This window comes from Schaalia sp., from assembly GCF_050312375.1.
Taxonomy (GTDB): Bacteria; Actinomycetota; Actinomycetes; order Actinomycetales; family Actinomycetaceae; genus Pauljensenia; species Pauljensenia hyovaginalis.
Map to the genome: position 1 here is coordinate 1 of NZ_JBNOYB010000047.1, position 17,672 is coordinate 17,672.

At 67.4% G+C, this 17,672-nt stretch carries 18 protein-coding genes; 1 reads left to right on the forward strand and 17 read right to left on the reverse strand.

The genetic code is table 11. The features are described 5' to 3' along the window. From ACQY7V_RS03485 to ACQY7V_RS03525, 9 genes are all read right to left on the reverse strand, one after another. On the reverse strand, positions 1-3,187 hold a 3,187-nt coding region (locus ACQY7V_RS03485), incomplete at its 3' end, for an alpha-L-fucosidase (protein WP_428638930.1). Positions 3,188-3,589: 402 nt separating this feature from the next. Further along, a complete protein-coding gene (locus tag ACQY7V_RS03490) occupies positions 3,590-4,204 on the reverse strand; it encodes a response regulator (RefSeq protein WP_235361437.1) in 615 nt (204 codons plus the stop codon). 131 nt (positions 4,205-4,335) lie between these two features. Then, positions 4,336-5,055: a ribonuclease III gene (rnc, locus tag ACQY7V_RS03495; protein ID WP_154478605.1), complete on the reverse strand. Its 720-nt coding sequence runs from the start codon at positions 5,053-5,055 to the stop codon at positions 4,336-4,338. A gap of 2 nt (positions 5,056-5,057) precedes the next feature. Beyond that, positions 5,058-5,606: a YceD family protein gene (locus ACQY7V_RS03500; protein ID WP_235361431.1), complete on the reverse strand. Its 549-nt coding sequence runs from the start codon at positions 5,604-5,606 to the stop codon at positions 5,058-5,060. Next, complete coding sequence (locus tag ACQY7V_RS03505; protein WP_235361430.1) at positions 5,599-6,312, reverse strand: hypothetical protein; 714 nt, start codon at positions 6,310-6,312, stop codon at positions 5,599-5,601. The genes ACQY7V_RS03500 and ACQY7V_RS03505 overlap by 8 nt, the downstream gene beginning before the upstream one ends. A 45-nt stretch (positions 6,313-6,357) precedes the next feature. After that, a complete protein-coding gene (gene coaD, locus ACQY7V_RS03510) occupies positions 6,358-6,828 on the reverse strand; it encodes a pantetheine-phosphate adenylyltransferase (protein ID WP_303772865.1) in 471 nt (156 codons plus the stop codon). Positions 6,829-6,868: 40 nt separating this feature from the next. Further along, entirely contained in the window at positions 6,869-7,441 is a 573-nt protein-coding gene (gene rsmD / locus ACQY7V_RS03515; protein WP_303772864.1) for a 16S rRNA (guanine(966)-N(2))-methyltransferase RsmD, read from the reverse strand. A 16-nt stretch (positions 7,442-7,457) separates the two neighbouring features. Beyond that, complete coding sequence (locus ACQY7V_RS03520; RefSeq protein ID WP_303772863.1) at positions 7,458-9,614, reverse strand: ATP-dependent DNA helicase RecG; 2,157 nt, start codon at positions 9,612-9,614, stop codon at positions 7,458-7,460. Beyond that, positions 9,614-11,281, reverse strand: coding sequence for a hypothetical protein (locus ACQY7V_RS03525; protein ID WP_303772862.1), 1,668 nt, complete (start codon positions 11,279-11,281; stop codon positions 9,614-9,616). Before ACQY7V_RS03525 ends, ACQY7V_RS03520 begins: the two co-directional genes overlap by 1 nt. A 220-nt stretch (positions 11,282-11,501) precedes the next feature. Here ACQY7V_RS03525 and rpmB point away from each other — a divergent pair, with 220 nt between their 5' ends. Continuing rightward, positions 11,502-11,693 (forward strand): 50S ribosomal protein L28, encoded by a 192-nt coding sequence (gene rpmB, locus ACQY7V_RS03530; RefSeq protein ID WP_184452387.1) that lies wholly within the window; start codon positions 11,502-11,504, stop codon positions 11,691-11,693. 109 nt (positions 11,694-11,802) lie between these two features. On the opposite strand, the gene thiL is transcribed toward rpmB, so the two are convergent. From thiL to hisH, 8 genes are all read right to left on the reverse strand, one after another. Further along, positions 11,803-12,798 (reverse strand): thiamine-phosphate kinase, encoded by a 996-nt coding sequence (gene thiL / locus ACQY7V_RS03535; RefSeq protein WP_428638934.1) that lies wholly within the window; start codon positions 12,796-12,798, stop codon positions 11,803-11,805. Positions 12,799-12,830: 32 nt separating this feature from the next. Beyond that, a complete protein-coding gene (locus ACQY7V_RS03540; protein WP_428638936.1) occupies positions 12,831-13,682 on the reverse strand; it encodes a TrmH family RNA methyltransferase in 852 nt (283 codons plus the stop codon). Positions 13,683-13,685: 3 nt separating this feature from the next. Next, the gene (gene rplT / locus ACQY7V_RS03545; protein ID WP_154478619.1) at positions 13,686-14,066 is read right to left on the reverse strand and encodes a 50S ribosomal protein L20; all 381 of its coding nucleotides are present in this window, start codon (positions 14,064-14,066) and stop codon (positions 13,686-13,688) included. 26 nt (positions 14,067-14,092) lie between these two features. After that, positions 14,093-14,287, reverse strand: a complete 195-nt coding sequence (rpmI, locus tag ACQY7V_RS03550) for a 50S ribosomal protein L35 (RefSeq protein ID WP_154478621.1) — start codon at positions 14,285-14,287, stop codon at positions 14,093-14,095. Positions 14,288-14,330: 43 nt separating this feature from the next. Further along, entirely contained in the window at positions 14,331-15,020 is a 690-nt protein-coding gene (gene infC / locus ACQY7V_RS03555; protein ID WP_303774623.1) for a translation initiation factor IF-3, read from the reverse strand. Between the two features lie 472 nt (positions 15,021-15,492). Continuing rightward, complete coding sequence (locus tag ACQY7V_RS03560) at positions 15,493-16,254, reverse strand: SseB family protein (protein WP_235361422.1); 762 nt, start codon at positions 16,252-16,254, stop codon at positions 15,493-15,495. Continuing rightward, a complete protein-coding gene (gene priA, locus ACQY7V_RS03565; RefSeq protein WP_235361421.1) occupies positions 16,251-16,988 on the reverse strand; it encodes a bifunctional 1-(5-phosphoribosyl)-5-((5-phosphoribosylamino)methylideneamino)imidazole-4-carboxamide isomerase/phosphoribosylanthranilate isomerase PriA in 738 nt (245 codons plus the stop codon). Before priA ends, ACQY7V_RS03560 begins: the two co-directional genes overlap by 4 nt. Before the next feature lie 47 nt (positions 16,989-17,035). Beyond that, a complete protein-coding gene (gene hisH / locus ACQY7V_RS03570; RefSeq protein WP_428638940.1) occupies positions 17,036-17,671 on the reverse strand; it encodes an imidazole glycerol phosphate synthase subunit HisH in 636 nt (211 codons plus the stop codon). Position 17,672: the final 1 nt, after the last annotated feature.

Genomic DNA, 17,672 nt, shown 5'->3' on the forward strand with positions numbered 1-17,672 from the left:
CCTTGTGAGCACCAGGAGCCAAATCCTTCGGCACCGTGAAGGTGAAGGACACCTTGCCATCAGCACCCGCAGGCTTCGACCCGATCTTCACCGGATCCGAATGCAACACAGCCTCAACCTCAACACCGGGAACAAAACCCGAACCCGAAACAGTGACCTCGTCACCCGCGACAACCGACGCCTTGTCCACAACAACGCTCAACACAGGCTCAGCAGGATCCGGAGTCGGCTTCGGCTCAGGATCCGGAGTCGGCTTCGGCTCGGGGTCCGGGTTCGGCTTCGGCTCGGGGTCCGGGTTCGGCTTCGGCTCAGGATCCGGGTTCGGCTTCGGATCAGCCGCCTTCACCTTCACCACGATGAGACCCGACTCCGCAACACCCGCCGAATTCGTCGCCTTCAGCATGAACTGAGCACCATCCGTCGACTCGTCGAAGGAGAGGGAGAAGTCGGGGCCCTTCTCCTCGGCGATCGCTTCCCATTCCCCGGTGCCGGCAGGCTTCTTCCACCACTGGAGTTCCGGATCCGGGGTGCCTGTGACCGTGGCCTTGAGATCGAGGATCTTGCCCGCAGGGGCGGTCACCGTCCGGGACTGACCGTCACCGGCCATCTCGACATCGCTCATGTCTTCGGAATCCACCGCAATCGGGGAGATCGTCGGAGCCACGCTCTTCACGATCGGATCACCGAAGACCTCCACCTCAGCCAGAGCCAGCTGAGCATAGGGGCCGGGAAGCACGACGCGGACGAAGCGCGCTTCGGCTCCATCAAGAGCGACCGTGGACGGGAATCCACCGACGCCCTCGACCTTCACGGCCTTCACGCCCTCGGGAATCTCACCCGCCGCAGGGTTGAAGTCAGAGGCGAGCTCCTCCTTCGAGGCGAGCACCCAGAAGTCCTTCAGACGCTGATCGCAGCTCGTGTAGGAGCACTTGTCCTGGGAAGAGCGATTCCACACGTCGACGGTCTTCAGCGCGAACTCCTCGGTGAGGTCCACCTGCCACCAGGCCACCTGATCGAAGTCCGTGTGGGAAACGGACTTGTTGTCGAAGACGCCATCAGTGTTACCGTCGTTCGCGCGCGAGGGGACGCCGCCCCACGCGGTCGAGGACTGGGTCGAGGGCTTGTCGAGGGCGAGATTCGCCGACTTCTCGAAGACGGTGAGGGTTGCGATCTCCGAGGTCGTCGACCCCACGGAGTTCGTCGCCACCACGTAGTAGCGCGCTCCGTTGTCGGTCAGCGCAGCAGTGAAGGACAGACGCGAAGCAGTTTCGCCCTCGAGAGCGACGCCGTCCTGAGCACCCGGGGCGATCCGGTACCACTGGTAGGTCGCGGCGGGCCTCGATGCAGCGGCGGCCGAGAAGAAGGCCTTCGCTCCGGAGGCGACCTCCGCGTCACGCGGCTGAGTCCTGAAAGCCGGCGCGGCCTCGGACAGCTTCTTCTCGAAGGCCTCGACCGTCAGCTCCGCGTCGCGCACGCCCAGGCCATTGGCGTAGTAGGAGGGATTCGCGAGCTCGATGCGCACGCGCGTCACCTGATTGGGCGCAAGCGACAGACCGTCCCCGAAGGGACCCGCTGCGATATCGGCGCCGGAGAGCACCATTTCCTTGTCCCCGAAAGTCACCTTGTACTCGGTCTCCGAGTCGAAGGAGCCTTTGAGCGTGAGCTGCACATCCTCATAGCTCTTACCGGAGCGATCCACGATGTAGGCATCGCGCGCGACAGCGCCGTAACGGGAGTTAGCGGAATTCAGGCCCTTGATCGCGGAGGCCGGCACGACCCCGAGACCGTTCTCGAGCTCGACGGTCGCAGTCGACACGTACCGGGGGGCTTCACCGAAGGAGACTTTGATGACGGGGAGGACCTCGTCCGGCTTCTCCCCCGCCAGCTTCACGGTGAGGGTCGTCCCCTCCTGGGTGAATTCGAGGGGGCTTCCCTTGCCGTCGATCGTCACGGCTGTGGCCTTGGACCCGACGCCCTCGAGCACGAGGGAGTCACCGTCCGTCCAGCTCCTCGGGAAGAAGTAGAGATCATCGCCCTTCGTGGTGATGCGGCCCCAATTCGGGATGGGGAACCAGGTGGCCTTCGCCCCGGTGATCGCATCGGGATGGCGCTTCATCCAGGCGCCGATTCCGTCGAGCACCTTCGCATCGAAGTCGTCGAAGGAGCCGTCGCCCTTCGGGCCGACGTTGAGATCGAACTGGCCCCCGCCCGAGATCGTCGTGACGAGTTCACTGGTGAGGTTGCGGACCTTGTAGCCGATATTCGACTCCGAGCGGTCGGCCCGTCCATCGGAGCAGTAGCTCCAGCAGCTCGGGAAGATCGAGAGGATCGACTCCCAGGGACCGACGCGGAAGTCGCTCGGCACGTGGTTGTCACCGCCGACCTCGAAGTCGCCCTTGTCGTTCCAGACGCGGGAATTGACCATCGTCGCGGGCTGCTTGTCGTGCACCCACTTCGCCATGCGCGCCGACTGATCCGGCGTCGGGCCTCCCATGTCGAACCAGAACTCGGCGATCGGGCCGTAGTTCGTCATGAGCTCGTCGATCTGAGGCTTGATGATCTTCGTCATCATCTCCTCGGTGATCGGATTCTGGTTCCCGTAGGGCTCGGCCTCGTGCTGGGTCCAGTCGATGATCGAGAAGTAGAAGGCGAGTTTGATGTCGCGCTTGCCGCACTCGTCGGCGAGCTGCTTCATCGGGTCCTTGGCGAAGGCGGTCTTCTTCACCACGTTGAAGTCCGTCGTCTTCGTGTCCCACATGGCGAAGCCGTCATGGTGCTTCGTCGTGATCATCACGTACTTCATGCCGGTGTCCTTGGCCTTCTGACACACGGCGCCCGCATCCCACTTCTCGGCCTTCATCTTCTTCGCCTCGGCGAGGTAGTCCTCGTCCGAGATCTTCTTCCAGGCCTTGATCTGCTCGGGATAGCCGATGGTCTGCACCTCGCCCTTGAAGCTTCCCTCGAACATCGAGTAGACGCCCCAGTGCATGAAGAGGCCGAACTGAAGATCCTGCCAATCGGAGATCTTCTTGACCGGAGAATTCGGCACTGCCGCAGGAACACCGATCACCGGGGCGGACGAGTCGGGAGGCGCCGCCGCCGGCACCGCAACCGCCGGGGAGACGAGGCCGGCGCAGGCGATCGCCGCCGCCGACAGGCCTCCCACGATGGATTTCTTGAGGTTCACCTTTGCACCTTTCGAAACGTGCCTCGCCGACCGACCACAGTGTCGATCGAACATCGATAAGGCACTGTCACGTTATCGAGGAAAAGGCCCAGAAATACGGCCTTTTGTCCACTCGGACGAGACCGCGCATGAATACCGGAAAAGCTTTCAACAGGTTTCCCTTGAGTTTCCAACAAAAGCAAAACGAAACAATTTCGCAAATGTCATGAAATCGCCAAGAAGGGAAATCCAAGGTGTCAGGAACGCGCCGCGAGAACGCCTGCGCCCTTCAGCGATTCCGCTCTAGCATCCGCCACCGACCGCATCCGCCGGGCGCATGGCGAAGGGCTCCCCTCAGGCCGCGCACGATTCGAGCCCCGATTCCTGTCCGAATCGGGGCTCGATCTGAAAGCGCGGCGTGCTCTAATTGCGCCAAGCCGCGGCGCGCTGACCGGCAACCCAAGCCGCGACCTGCGTACGGCGCTGAAGGCCCATCTTCGACAGGAGTGAAGTGATGTGGTTCTTCACGGTCTTCTCAGCGACACCGAGCTTCTCACCGATCTCACGGTTCGACAGGCCATCGCCGATGAGCTCGAGAACCTTGCGCTCCGAAGGGGTCAGATCCGCAGTCGGATCATCATGATCCGCACGACGACGGGTCAAAGTGCGCTCATCGAGCAGGACACGACCGGCAGCGACGGCCTTCACCACGTCCGTGATCTCCGCTCCGCGCACGGTCTTGAGCACATAGGCGCGCGCACCCACCTCGAGGGACTCGGCGAGCGCCTCATCGTCATCGAAAGAGGTGAGAACGATGGGGAGGATGTCGGGATGCGTCTGAGCCAAGGACTTCATGATGTCGATGCCCGTACCGTCGGGCAGCTGGAGATCGACGAGGATGACATCCGGGCGCACGAGATCCGCACGGCGCAGAGCATCCTCAACCGTACCGGCCTCGGCCACGACTTCGAGCTCATCGGCCCGATCAACGATTTCGGCGATGCCGCGACGCACGATCTCATGGTCATCGACGATCATCACTCGCACGGGCGACGAATACAGGGCGTTCTCACTCACCCCGCCATCCTAGCGGGTCGAAGGTCCCCCAGAGTGAATGATCCGCCGTGTCCCGCTCGGGATCGGCGCGAAGGGAGCAGAGGGGACGAGACCTACGCGCCCTCGAGGAGACGCACCCCGGCCTCGGCTGCGGCGTTCTCCGCATGCTTCTTCGAGGACGCCCTTCCCTGCCCGATCGGCTCATCCCGACCAGTCACATAGGCCTTCGCGGTGAAGACCCGGCAGTGGTCCGGCCCTTCGCCTTCGACGGCGTAAGAGACCTCACCCAGGGACAATTCGTTCGCCCGCTCCACGAGAATCGTTTTCCAATCGTGATGCGCGCTCCGCGATGACGCCCGCGCGAGGAGGAACTCCAGATTCGCGAGGACCACGCGGCGCGTCGGCTCCAACCCCCTCGTGAGGTACGTGGCCCCGATCAGGGCCTCGAAAGTATCCGAAAGGATCGAGTCCTTGTCCCTGCCGCCCGAAGCGGACTCCCCCTTGCCCAAACGGATGAAGGACCCCAGATCGATGCGGCGCGCCGCCCGCGCCAGGGGCTCCTGAGAGACGGTCGCCGCCCGCATTCTCGACAGATCCGACTCCGCGGAATCCGGATGATCGTGGAAGAGGCGGTCCGCGATGACCACCGACAGAATCGCATCGCCGAGGAATTCCAGACGCTCATTATTCGCGATGCCCCCGGCCTCATTCGCATAGGAGCGATGCGTCAGGGCGCGCTCGAGCAACTCCGGATCGATCTGCTCACCCCAAGCAGCGATCAGGCCCTCAAGATCGGTGCGCGGAGGAACGGGAAGATGCTTCGCTCGTGCCATCCTCAGTCGGCCTCGATATCCGGATCCGGAAGAAGCGCGGCCAAGGAGGCCAAGCGCGGATCGATCACATCATGACGATGATCCTCGGGGAGCTCATCGAGCTTGACACCGCATCCCTGGCACAGGCCGCGGCAATCCGGACGGCACAAAGGGCGCTCTTCGACGAGGGTGACGATCGAATCGCGCAGCAGCGGCTCCAGATCGATCGAGTCATGCGGGCCGATCAGCAGCACTTCATCAGCCTCCGGATCCTCGTCCTCGGGAGGCGAATCGAAGTAGACATCGCAGGCGCGGATCTCATGATGCGCGCTCACGGGATCGAGGCAGCGCACGCATTCGCCCACGAGATCAACGGATGTCCCCACCGATACGAGGACCCCGGAATCAACGCTCGTCAGATCCACCGAGAGCGCGAGCTCAGTGGACGGCCGGACCGCCATCGAAGGCGTGCCGAGATCGTCGGGAGCGACCCACACGCGATCCACGTGGTACGTCGATCCGATCTTCGCGGGCAGGGGCAGCAAGGAGACGGCGAGCGCGGGATCAGTCATCGCTCAAGCCGATGTCCGTACGGTCCTGGCCATGACGCTCGGCGAGCGTGCGCCGCCCGGCCTCCGTCTTGCGCTGAAGCTCGGCGATCAGGCCGGAGAGCTCCGCGAGCGACTTCTCGACGTAGTCGTCCGCGCCCTCGCGCAGGCGCTTCTCCTCACGTCGGGCCTCACCCACGATCTCGCGACCGCGATCCTCCGCCATGCGCGTGATGTTCTCCGAAGCGACCAGACGCTCCGCCTGCGCATTCGCATCGACGAGGATCGCCTCGGCCTCCTTGCGCGCCTGGTCGATCGTCGTATCGGCCTCTTCCTTCGCCTTCGCCACAGTGCGCTCGGCCTGTTCATTCGCCGTTCTCACGAGATGCGCGGCCTTGTCCTCGGCCTGCTCGACGGTCGACTGCGCACGAGCGTTCGCTTCGGCGATCGTGGACTCCGCGGCCGAGTCGGCGCGCCCGAGGACGGCGTCCGCATCCGCGACCACCGCGTCGGCTGCCACGAGGTCCTCCGGGAGCGCCTCGCGCGCCTGATCGAGCAGGTCGAGGATCTCCGCACGATTCAGCATGATCGACGCCGAAAGAGGAACCGCCCGCGCCTGCTCGACGAGCGCCTCGATCTGATCGAGAGCGGCGATCACCGTCGACGGACCGTAAACGGTGTTCTCCTCCCAGGTCGCGTCGGAACCGACCGGCTCTTCAGGATTCGACATCTTCAGCTCCCTTACGACTCTCCGCGGCCACCGCGGCTCAGCTTGTCAACCATTCTTCCGCAAGAAGGGCAGGATCGCGGTCGGAACATACCGGGAGACGTCCAATCCGAGCCCCATCAACTCGCGCACCATGGAGGAGGAGACGACCGAGAGCTCCGGACGGGCGGGCATGAGAACCGTATCGATCCCCCCGATGTCGCGGTTCACCACGGATTGGGGGACTTCGAAGTCGAAATCTGCGGCGGTGCGGGCGCCTTTGACGATGATGTCGGCGCCCGTCTCTCGCGCGCAGTCGAGCAGGGCGCCCGGCATGCCGACGACGCGCACGCCCTCGACGCCTTCCAGGGCCCGTTCCACCATCTCGATGCGCCGGGGCTGATCGAAGAGGTAGCGCTTCGCCGGATTCACCCCCACGGCGACCACCAGTTCATCAACGAAGCCCAAAACCCGCGTCACGACATCGACATGACCGATGGTGATCGGATCGAAAGAGCCCGCGAAGAGCGCTGTTGTCATGCGAACAGCATAGGCTCCGACAGGCCTGCGGCGCTAAGGCTCAGCGTCCCTCGACGGGCGCGGGCCCGGCGAACCAGGCGAGCGTCTCGCCCCATCGGCGTTCATCCTCGAGGACGAGGAAATCCGGCCACTGCGGCTCCGGCGAACGCGTCGAGCGCTCCACGACGACGAGGGCATCTGGGGCGAGCCACGGTCCCAGCAGGGCGAGCGCCTCAGCCAATTCCTCCTCGGGGAGGTCGTAGGGCGGATCGACGAGGACGAGATCGACCTCGCCGACGAGGGGCCGACCCTCGCGCGTCGCGAGGAAGGACTCAACCGAGGAGCGCCTTGCACGGGCCGCAAGGCCCGTCACGCGAATGTTCTCGGAAAGGATCCTCGCGGCGCCCGGCGCCTTCTCCACGAGCTCCACGCTCGCCGCACCGCGCGAGGCCGCTTCAAGACCGAGGGCCCCCGTCCCCGCGTAGAGGTCAAGGACGTGGGCGCCCTCGAGCATCCCCATGTGCTCGAGGCGCGAGAAGAGGGCCTCTCTCACGCGCTCCGAGGTCGGTCGCGTCCCCTTCGGCGGAACCTTGAGCACGCGTCCCTTCGCGATGCCGGCGACGATTCTGGTCATGGCGACACTCTAAGCGTTAGGAGCGCGAGATCCACGCGAGGTCGCTGCGCCCGCTCCGGCGGAGCTCGGCCGCCAGCAGGGGATGATCGACGAGACCGGGATCGGCCTCGATGAGGCGGATCGCCTCGGTGCGCGCACGCCGGATCAGCCCCGCATCGCGCCTGACCGACAAGAACCTCAGATGAGAACCCCCGCCCGACTGATCGGCGCCCAGCACATCGCCCTCGCGGCGCAGCTCGAGGTCCTTCTCCGCGAGCTCGAATCCGTTCGTCGTCGCCGCGAAGGCCTCGAGGCGCTCCATCGTCCCCGGACCGAGATCGTGGCGGTGCACCGCCATGCACAGGCTCGGCCGGTCCGAACGCCCGACCCGCCCCCGCAACTGGTGCAACTGAGAGATGCCGAACTGCTGGGCGTCGAGGATCACCATCATCGTCGCCTCGGGGACGTCGACTCCGACCTCGATGACGGTCGTCGCCACGAGCAGCGGCATCTCACCGCTGGAGAAGGCCTCCATGATCGCGGCCTTGTCCACCTGGGAGGTGCGCCCCGTCAGCTCCGCGATCCCCCCGGCGTCGACGATGCCCGATCCCCGCAGAGTCTGCGCGACGGCGCTCACGGAAGCCAGGGGCGGGCGCTGCACCCCCGACTCGTCAGGATCCGCATCGTCGATCTCATCGCCCTCGTCGATCCTCGGACAGACGACGTACACGCGACCCCCCTTGGCGATCTCCTCGCCCGCCCGCTCCCACAAGCGCTCCATCCACTGGGCATTCGCGACGTCGACGAGGAAGGTCTCGACGGGCCTGCGCCCCGGGGGAAGCCCCTCCATGCGCGTTTCCTCCAGATCCCCGAAGACCGTCATCGCGACTGTCCTGGGGATCGGGGTCGCCGTCATCACGAGCTGGTGCGCCGCCCGCCCCCCGGCGGAGGTCCGGAGGCGATCGCGCTGAGCCACGCCGAAGCGATGCTGCTCATCGACGACCACCACGCCCAGATCCGCGAAGGACACCGATTCTTGAAGCAGCGCGTGCGTGCCCACCACGATCACGGGCGCGCCCTCGGCCATGAGCGCATTGATCTCCCGACGCGCGGCCGATGGGGTCGCCCCGGTGAGCAGACGGATATCCGCCTCGGCCCCGTCGACGAGGACGCCCTCGACCAGTGAGCGCATCGAAGCCATGTGCTGAGTGGCGAGAACCTCCGTCGGCGCCACCAGGGCCCCCTGATGCCCGGCATCGACGGCCGCGAGCAGGGCCGCGAGCGCCACAACCGTCTTCCCCGAGCCCACGTCCCCCTGGAGGAGGCGCTGCATCGGATGCGTCGAGGCCATGTCCTCCAGGATCTCCCCCAGTGCCGAATCCTGCGAGGCGGTCAGGGTGAAGGGCAGGCCCTTGATGAAGTCGTCCACCGCCCCCGCCCTCGGACACGAGGGCGCGAGGAGCGATTGGGCGCCGAAACGACGGCCCGCGAGCACGCACTCGAGGAGGAAGGCCTCCTCGAGCGCCAGAGCGCGTCGCGCCAGCCGAGCCTCCTCATCGCTTCCCGGACGGTGCAGCATCCTCAAGGACTCCAAGCGAGAGGGCGCCTTCCAGGAGGCGCGCAGCGCCTTCGGCACGGGATCGGGCACCTCAGCAGGCCCCAAGGAGTCCAGGAGCATCCCGACTGCGCGCCCCACCACCCAGGAGGTCACGCCCTTCGTCTGCGCATAGATCGGAATCGGCCGCTCCGTCTGCACGCGCGCCGCCTCCGCATCGCCGTCCATCCCCTCGAAGCTCGGATGCACCAGGGACAGCGCGCCCCGGTACGCACCGACCTTGCCCGCGAAGAGGAAGGACGCTCCCGGGACGAGGAGCCGCGCGTGCGGAGCGAGCTTGTGCTCCGAGGAGGCGAAGAAGGTCGCGCTCATCCGCGAAGACCCGTCCGTCAAACGGACCTCGAGTCGGACGCCCGGCCTCGAGCGGTTCGGCACGAGCGCCGCGGACTCCACCTGAGCGAGGATCGTCACGTCCTCGCCCTCGTGGAGCAGCGACATCGGCGTCAGCGCACCCCAGTGGTAATAGCGGCGCGGCGCGTTGAACAGCAGATCCTCGACCGTTTCGATGCCCGCCTTCGCCAGCTTTCGGGCGGTCGCGGCGGGCAGGCGCAGGTTGAGGGGCGCATCGAGGGCGTTCATCACCCCACCGCCTGCAAGAGGGTCCCCGAATCCTGGCCCCCGTCGATCACTTCAAGGTCCGGCCCCTCGACGGGCTCGTCGAGCATCGCCTGGCGCGCGCCGTACGCGCCGCCGGGCATCGACCGCTCGCCGCCCTCGTGAACGAGGATCTGGCGCACGAGGGCGACGAGGTCCGGGCCGTCCGAACGGCACAGCAGGAGCCTCCACGCCTTCGGTTCGAGGCTCATGAGAGCCGACACCGCGGCCGCGATCCCCGCCGTGTCCCCGTCGATCCGCTGAGTGCGCACCGCCGAAAGGGCGGATCGCGCGGAATCGGCGAGGATCTGGGACATCTGATCGCGAACGGCGGCGCCGCCCGGCTGGGGGACGAATGAGCCCGCGCACTCGTGGGCGACGTGGAATGCGCTCAAGTCATCGCGGCTCCCGGCCACCATGACCCGTGTCCCCGCCGCTTCCTCATCGCCCTGACGGCTCAGCGCCTCGGACACCGCCCCGCCCAGTGCGGCCGAGGCCTCGTCGCAGGGGACGAACAGGGTCGCCCTCGTCGATGAGGCGCGCGCGAGGGCGGCGATGCCCGCACCGTCCTCGCCCGAGGGATTCAGCAGGACCAAGGCGCCCGTCCGGGCCAGGTCCTCCACGAGCCCCGGCGCCCTCGTGCAGGCGAGCACGCGTGCGCGCTCGACGCGCCTGAGCGGGCGGCGCTCCAGGAGGCGCACCCCTCGGTGCGTGAGGATCTCATCATCCAGCTCGTCGACGCCGAGCTCTTCATCGGGCCGCGCGTCGGCGACTTGGAAGCGCAAGAGCGCCCCTCCCCTGGGGCGCACCGCCAGGGGGGCCGAAGTATCGGCGTGGAGACGCCAGGTCCCGACGCCGAAGGGATCCACGACGCCCACCAGGCTCACCCGCGCGCCCATCGCGGCGAGGGCGGCGACATGCGCTTTGGCGTCCTCGCGCGTCGCGCGCCACAGGACGTCCACGGCGAAGGCCCGCTCGGGGGCGGGAGGCGCGGGGCTGGGAGCGCGGCCCTGCGCGTCGGCGAGCTCGGACAGCATCCTCGCCAGGGATTCGAGCACCGAGGAGTCCCCTCCGACGGCCGCATCCAGGCACGCGAAGAGGATCGCGAACACCGATGCGCCCGGATCGATCCGCCCCGTGCGATCATCCGTCGCCCCGACCAGCCCCTCCTGAATCGACATCGAATACCAGGACACGAGGTAGGGCGTGCCCGTCAAGGTGTCGCCCAGGTCTGCAACCGCTTCTCCGGCCGTCGCCATGCACGCCGCGATCGCGGGCGAGGGCGAGACCTCCAGCATCGGCCCCGTCAAAGCGGCCCTCAGCATCCGCCGCACCGCGACGGGTGAGGGCTCGGTGGCCCCGAGCTCGTGCGCCCAGGACGCGAGCAGAGCCGTCACGAGCACACCGATGTGCCCGGAGGCTGACGACAGCCCCTCGGCGATCACGGCTTCGAGCCCCTCGGCGAAGGAGGCCGAGCCCTTGACGCGCGCTGCCGTCCGGGCCATCGCGGCCAGAGTGAGCGCCGCATTCGAGCCCGTGTCGCAGTCGGAGCCGTTCCAGCCGTCGAGGTCGTCGAGGAAGCGCGACAGGGTTGAGCTCTCACAGGCTGCGGCATCCAACGCCCGTGCGAGGGTTGAAGCATCGATCGTCACGGCCACTCCTTCTTCTCGACTCCCCCATTATCCCCGTCCCATCGCGAATGCCCACTGCGCTCATGTGGGCGATCCGACAGGTCCGAAGGCGCGGGAAGACTTGGAGAAGCCCTCGTCGATCCGGTACTCTGTCACAGTTGCCTGCGGTGGCCCCCATCGCGTGGCGAGCATCCCGCGTCAGCGCGGGGTCGCAGGAAATCTGGAAACCGAGGAGATCATCGTGGCTGCCGTTTGTGACGTGTGCGGTAAGGGACCCGGCTTCGGCAAGAGCGTGTCGCACTCGCACGTTCGCACCAACCGCCGCTGGAATCCGAATATTCAGCGCGTTCGCGCTCTGGTCAATGGGACGCCCAAGCGCCTCAACGTGTGCACCAAGTGCCTGAAGTCCGACAAGGTGACCCGCGCGATCTGATTCGCGAGTCCCCGTCACGGTCCCATTGATGGACCGATCCGGCCAAGACGCGGCCCGGAGGATCATTCCTCCGGGCCGCGTCGTCCTTCCCTATCCGCTCCAGGCGCGCTCATTTCCAGGATGCGCGGAAGTGGTCCCACCCGCCCGTCACTTCGCTTCCGTCAAGGAGCAGCCCGGCCGCCTCGCCCTCGGCGACGGCCCTGATCCGCCCGATCGGCCGGAAGCCCTCGGGCAGACGCGCATCAGCGGCGAAGGCCGCGAGCATCCCGTGATCCTCTCCCCCGCGAAGCACCCATCCGAGCGGGTCCTTCCCGCAGATGGCGCCGAGCTCCGCAAGAGGGGCGGCCTCCCTCACGAGGGCCTCCCGGTCGAGTTCGATCACCACATTCGACGAACGCGCCATGCGCCCCGCATCCTTGGCGATGCCGTCGGACAGATCCATCATCGCGTGCGCCCCCGCCGCCGCAGCAGCCGGCCCGGACTCCAAGGGAGGCTCGGGCGCCCGATAGGCGTCGAGGGCCTCGCCGAGCACCCCCAGACCGGCGGTGTCGCGCAGCGAAGGATCAACATGCCCGCCGAGGAGCAGATCCAGTCCGGCGTTGGACAGTCCCGCCCGACCGGAGAAGGCGAGAACATCACCCGCTTCGGCCCCATTGCGCCTGACGGGCGCCCCTTCGCAATATCCCATTGCCGTGATCGTGAGGACTGTCAACGGCCCCCTCGACATATCGCCTCCGACAACCCCCGCCCCGGCGGCCCGCGCCCGGTCCCCGATGCCCCGCACCAGGGCGAGCATCCAGTCCAGTTCGGTATCGGCCCTCAGGGCGACGCCGACGACGAGGGCGGAGCAGCGGCCCCCCATGGCGGCGATGTCGGCGAGGTTCTGCGCCGCGACCCGCGCCCCGATCTGCTCGGGATCGGACCAGTCGCACCGGAAATGCTCGTCCTCGACGATGAGATCGGTCGTGACGATGAAGGAGCCTTCGGGAGCGGCGACCTGCGCGCAATCGTCTCCGATGCCCAGGAGGGTGCGCTCGCCGCGCGGCAGCAGGTCGGCGAACTCCGCGATGAGCTCGCCCTCGTCGAATTCTCTGATGAGGGTCATGCCCTCAGGGTAAAGGAGCCGCAGGGCTCTTTTCAGCCGAGCGCACGCCGCACCGTCTGCGACGCGAAGAGGCACATCGCTGCGGCCGAAGCGACATTGAGGGACTCGGCGTCGCCGCTCATGTCGATGCGCACCAGGGCGTCGCAGGCCGACAGCTCCTCATCCCCAAGGCCTTTGGCCTCATTGCCGAAAACCCACGCATGAGTGCCCGTCAGCCAGCCGCGCGCTTCAAGAGCCGCTGACAGCATCAGATCGGACAGATCCTTCGCCCCGGCCGATCCGCTCGTCCCCAGCACCTGGCCGCCCCGCTCGTGCACCGAGCGGACAGCCGCATCGAAATCGGGCTCCGCGATGATCGGCAGGTGGAACACCGAGCCGGCGGATGAGCGAATGACCTTCGGCGAGTCGACTGCGACCGTGCCCGCAACGGTGATGACGGCGCTCGCGCCCATGGCATCGGCGGTGCGGATGATCGTCCCGACATTGCCGGGGTCGCGCCCCTGAGCGAGGACCACGAAGGTCGCTGCCGAGCCGTCCTCGCCGAATTCATCACTCACAGCCTCAGAGCGCGCAACGGCGACGACCCCCTGAGAATCCGGGCTCATCGCATGCGCGACCTCGTCGGTCATCATGTGCGTCCAGCGCGTCGCCGCGCGTGCGAGGGAGGAGATGTCGCGGTGGCGCTCAGCCGCCTTCTCGGACAGGTAGACGTCCTCGACGAAGGCCGGGCGATGAGCCAGGAGTTCGCGGACGGCCTGCGGACCTTCAACGAGGATCCTGCCCGCCCGTGAACGCGCTGAGCGCCCGGACAGCGCCGCCACCTTCCGCACGCGTTCCGCGCGGGGATTGGCGAGCACCTCCGGGCGCTCAGCGAAAGCAGTCAAAACTCAGGCCTTGGGAGCGTTGACGTCCTCGGGGAGGGCGTCCTTCGCGACCTTGACGAGGGCGTTGAAAGCGTTGATGTCGTTGACGGCGAGCTCGGCGAGCATACGACGGTCAACCTCGACACCGGCGAGGCCCAGGCCCTGGATGAAGCGGTTGTAGGTCATGCCCTGCGCGCGCGAGGCGGCGTTGATGCGCTGGATCCACAGGCGACGGAAGTCGCCCTTGCGGGCCTTGCGGTCGCGGTAGGAGTAGACGAAGGAGTGGGTGACCTGCTCCTTGGCCTTGCGGTACATGCGCGAGCGCTGGCCGCGGTAGCCGGAGGCCTGCTCGAGGACGGTACGACGCTTCTTCTTGGCGTTCACAGAACGCTTGACACGTGCCATGTTTCAGTTCTCCTTTTCCGGTCCGCTCACTTGCCGAGGAGTCGCTTGACGCGCTTGACGTCAGCGGTCTCCAGGACCTGGTCGGTCGCGAGACGACGGGTCTTGCGGGAGGACTTGTGCTCCAGCAGGTGGCGCGCGCCGGCCTGCTCGCGCATGATCTTGCCCGAGCCGGTCACGCGGAAGCGCTTCTTGGCACCGGAGTGCGTCTTGTTCTTCGGCATTCTTCTATTCCTTCTCTGTTACGCAGTCGATGAATCGACGGCGTCAGTTCTTCTCCGTGGAGGCGGCGCGCGCCTGTTCCCTGCTCGCGCGCTCGGCGCGCTTGCCGCGACGCTCCTCGCGCTCGGCCTCGCGGCGCTTGCGCTGCTCGTTGATCGCGTCGGCCTTGCGCTTGGTCGGGGCCAGCACCATCGTCATGTTGCGGCCGTCCTGGCGGGGCATCGACTCGACGGTGCCGAGTTCGGCGACCTCATCGGCCAGGCGCTGAAGCAGGCGGACGCCCGCCTCGGGACGCGACTGCTCGCGACCGCGGAACATGATCATGACCTTGACCTTGTCGCCGGCGGAGAGGAAGCGCTCGACGTGCCCCTTCTTGACCGCGAAGTCGTGATCATCGATCTTCAGCCGGAAACGGATCTCCTTCAGCTGGGTGTTCGCCTGATTACGGCGAGCATCGCGAGCCTTCTGGGCGGCCTCGTACTTGAACTTCCCGTAGTCCATGAGCTTGGCCACGGGCGGCTTCGCGTCGGGCGCGACCTCGACGAGATCGAGTCCGGCCTCTTCGGCCAGGCGCAGCGCGTCTTCGACGCGGACAACGCCGACCTGTTCCCCTCCGGGTCCCACGAGGCGGACCTCGGGCACTCGGATCCGCTCGTTGATGCGGGTCTCGCTGATGGGTGGCTCCTTCCACGGTGTTTCGCGAAGAGCGACGAAAAAGCCTCCGTCGCTCTTCATGCGCACGGAGGCCCGACCCGCGGTTCGCGCACGAGGCGCTCACCGGTCGACCCGATCCCCTTTAACATCGCGCCATCGGCGCGGACCTCACGAATGAGGCGGGCATCCAGGTGGGAGGAATCTCCGCTTGCATTCCGGGCAGGCGCCCGGACGGTTCTGCTCAAGGTTATCAGCAGCCGGTGACGAGGGCGAATCCGCACCGAGTCCGCCCGGTATGGGATCGGACACACGGCGGGCGAGGAGCTCCGGCGGCGCCTCGGGCATGGAAAGCCGCAGCGCCCGGGGCGGCGTCAACAAGTCGGACAGGCTCGAGGCGGATCCGAACGTTCGCCCAGGTCAGATTCGGCACCTGCACGAAGATCTCGTGCAGACCTCCGACTTTTTGCCAGTAGGAGGGCGGAAGAGCAGACGAGCAGAAGCGCGGGAGGCGGGAACGCTCATCGCCACCGGGAGGCAAGGCCGAGCGTCACGATCAGGCCGGATGCACGAGGCGCGGGACGACCTCCACCCGCTCGGCCGCCGCCGCGAGGCGCTTCGAGGAGACGATCCCCTGCGCGGCCCTCGTGATACGGGCCCGCAGCGCCCCCTCCTCGACCGACGCATCCGCAAGGAGCTCAACTCGGACCACGCCCTCGCCCGCGTAGACCACCCGCAGGTCGACGATCCCCTCGACTCCGACGCCGACGAGGTCGCTGAGCTCGTCGAACAGCTCGGCATCCCTCCAGGCGGGCAGCCAGGAATCCTTCTGCGCGAGCGCGGCCACCGCCGCCCGAGGGATGAAGACCTCGGAACCGCCCGGATCCATGACGATCCGCCCCGCCGTCTCCACCAGGGCGACGAGGGCGACCCTCACCGGGTCGAAAGCCATCGGCCGATCCGCCGGCCGATTGAGCGCGAGCGTCTGCTTCGAGGAGTAGACGACCAGGGCCTCACCCGCACCGGTCCGGATCCGCGCGAAGTCGATGTCCCCGTGCTTCACGTCGCCCCGTCCGCCGTCGACGGGCCGCGCGAGCGCAGCCCCGACCTCGACGGGCACGATCACCCGCTCGACCGCGAGCGCCGCGACGAGCGCCTCGAGGCGCGCCGCTCCCCCATCCGGGCCCGGATCGATCGAGAGCGCCGCGGCCGTGCGCGCGAGCACCGAGCCGTCATCACCGCGATCGGAGCGCGCGAACCCGAGACGCTCGGCGAGCTTCTTGCGCTGCGCCTCATCCGGAGCCGGAAGACGCGTCACTTCGCCGACTCACCCGAAGCGACCGCGAGCGCCTCCGCCAGGGTGAAGGCCCCCGCGTACAGGGCCTTGCCGACGATCGCGCCCTCGACTCCCGCATCGACGAGCTCGCGCAGGGCCGCGATATCGGCCAGGGAGGACACGCCGCCGGAAGCGACGACCGCCGCGTCCGTCGCCTGGCACACGCGCGCGAGCAGCTCGACATTGGGACCCGACAGCATCCCGTCGCGGGCGACATCCGTGACGACGTAGCGGACGCACCCGGCCTCATTGAGGCGCTCGATCGTCTCGAAGAGATCCCCCCCGTCACGCGTCCAGCCCCGCGCCGACAGCGTCTCACCGCGCACATCGAGCCCGACGGCGATCCGATCGCCGAACTCCTTGATGACGGCCTCGGTCCACTCCGGGTCCTCCAGGGCCGCCGTCCCGAGGTTCACGCGGCGGGCGCCCGCATCCAAGGCCCGGGCGAGCGAGGCGTCATCACGGATCCCTCCCGAGAGCTCGACGTTGATCGGGAGCTCCTTCGTGATCTCCATGAGGAGCGGGGCGTTCGAGCCCCGGCCGAAGGCCGCGTCGAGATCGACGAGGTGCAGCCACTGCGCACCCGCCTCCGCGAAGGAGCGGGCCGCCTCGAGCGGATGCCCGTAATCCGTCTCCGTCCCGGCCTCGCCCCGGGTGAGACGCACGGCTTTGCCGTCGACGACATCGACGGCGGGCAGGAGGATGAGGCGCGACATGACGGACCTTTCGTCAGGGGGATGAAGCACTCGCGGGGCGCGAAGGATCACAGAGTCTCAAGCCAGTTGCGCAGCAGGTGCAGCCCCGCCTCGCCCGACTTCTCCGGATGGAACTGGGTCGCCACGAGGGGGCCGTTCTCCACGGCCGCCACGAAGCGGGAACTGCCATGACGCGCCCAGGTGACCAGGGGCGGGATCATCGGACCGGGTCCGAGCGCCTCAAGCGGATCAGAGAGCACGCCGTAGGAGTGCACGAAGTAGAAACGCTCATCGGCGACGCCCTCGAAGAGCTTCGAGCCCTCGGCGGCCTCGACCGAGGACCACCCCATATGCGGCACCACCGGCGCGTCGAGGCGGCGCACCACGCCCGGCCACTGACCGAGGCCCTCGGCCCGCCCCTTCTCCTCCGAGGACTCGAACATCACCTGCAGTCCGACGCACACGCCGAAAACCGGCCGAGAACCCGCCAGGCGCGCATCGATGATCGCCGGCCCGCCCGCGGCCCGCAGCTGCTCCATCACCGCCGTGAAAGCGCCCACCCCGGGGACGAGAAGCCCCCGGGCCTCCAGGGCCTCAGAGCGATCCGAGGTGAGCTCGACCTGCGCGCCCACGTGCTCGAGAGCCCGGCAGGCGGACCTCACATTGCCCGAACCGTAATCGAAAACGACGACCTTGGGCCCCATC

Coding starts and splice junctions, on each gene's coding strand:
- infC (WP_303774623.1), bottom strand. CDS start 15,020: ATGAAGAGCGACGGAGGCTTTTTCGTCGCTCTTCGCGAAACACCGTGG.
- rsmD (WP_303772864.1), bottom strand. CDS start 7,441: ATGACCAGAATCGTCGCCGGCATCGCGAAGGGACGCGTGCTCAAGGTT.
- coaD (WP_303772865.1), bottom strand. CDS start 6,828: ATGACAACAGCGCTCTTCGCGGGCTCTTTCGATCCGATCACCATCGGT.
- hisH (WP_428638940.1), bottom strand. CDS start 17,671: ATGGGGCCCAAGGTCGTCGTTTTCGATTACGGTTCGGGCAATGTGAGG.
- ACQY7V_RS03520 (WP_303772863.1), bottom strand. CDS start 9,614: ATGAACGCCCTCGATGCGCCCCTCAACCTGCGCCTGCCCGCCGCGACC.
- rnc (WP_154478605.1), bottom strand. CDS start 5,055: ATGGCACGAGCGAAGCATCTTCCCGTTCCTCCGCGCACCGATCTTGAG.
- priA (WP_235361421.1), bottom strand. CDS start 16,988: ATGTCGCGCCTCATCCTCCTGCCCGCCGTCGATGTCGTCGACGGCAAA.
- rpmI (WP_154478621.1), bottom strand. CDS start 14,287: ATGCCGAAGAACAAGACGCACTCCGGTGCCAAGAAGCGCTTCCGCGTG.
- ACQY7V_RS03500 (WP_235361431.1), bottom strand. CDS start 5,606: ATGACTGATCCCGCGCTCGCCGTCTCCTTGCTGCCCCTGCCCGCGAAG.
- ACQY7V_RS03490 (WP_235361437.1), bottom strand. CDS start 4,204: ATGATCGTCGATGACCATGAGATCGTGCGTCGCGGCATCGCCGAAATC.
- thiL (WP_428638934.1), bottom strand. CDS start 12,798: ATGACCCTCATCAGAGAATTCGACGAGGGCGAGCTCATCGCGGAGTTC.
- ACQY7V_RS03505 (WP_235361430.1), bottom strand. CDS start 6,312: ATGTCGAATCCTGAAGAGCCGGTCGGTTCCGACGCGACCTGGGAGGAG.
- rplT (WP_154478619.1), bottom strand. CDS start 14,066: ATGGCACGTGTCAAGCGTTCTGTGAACGCCAAGAAGAAGCGTCGTACC.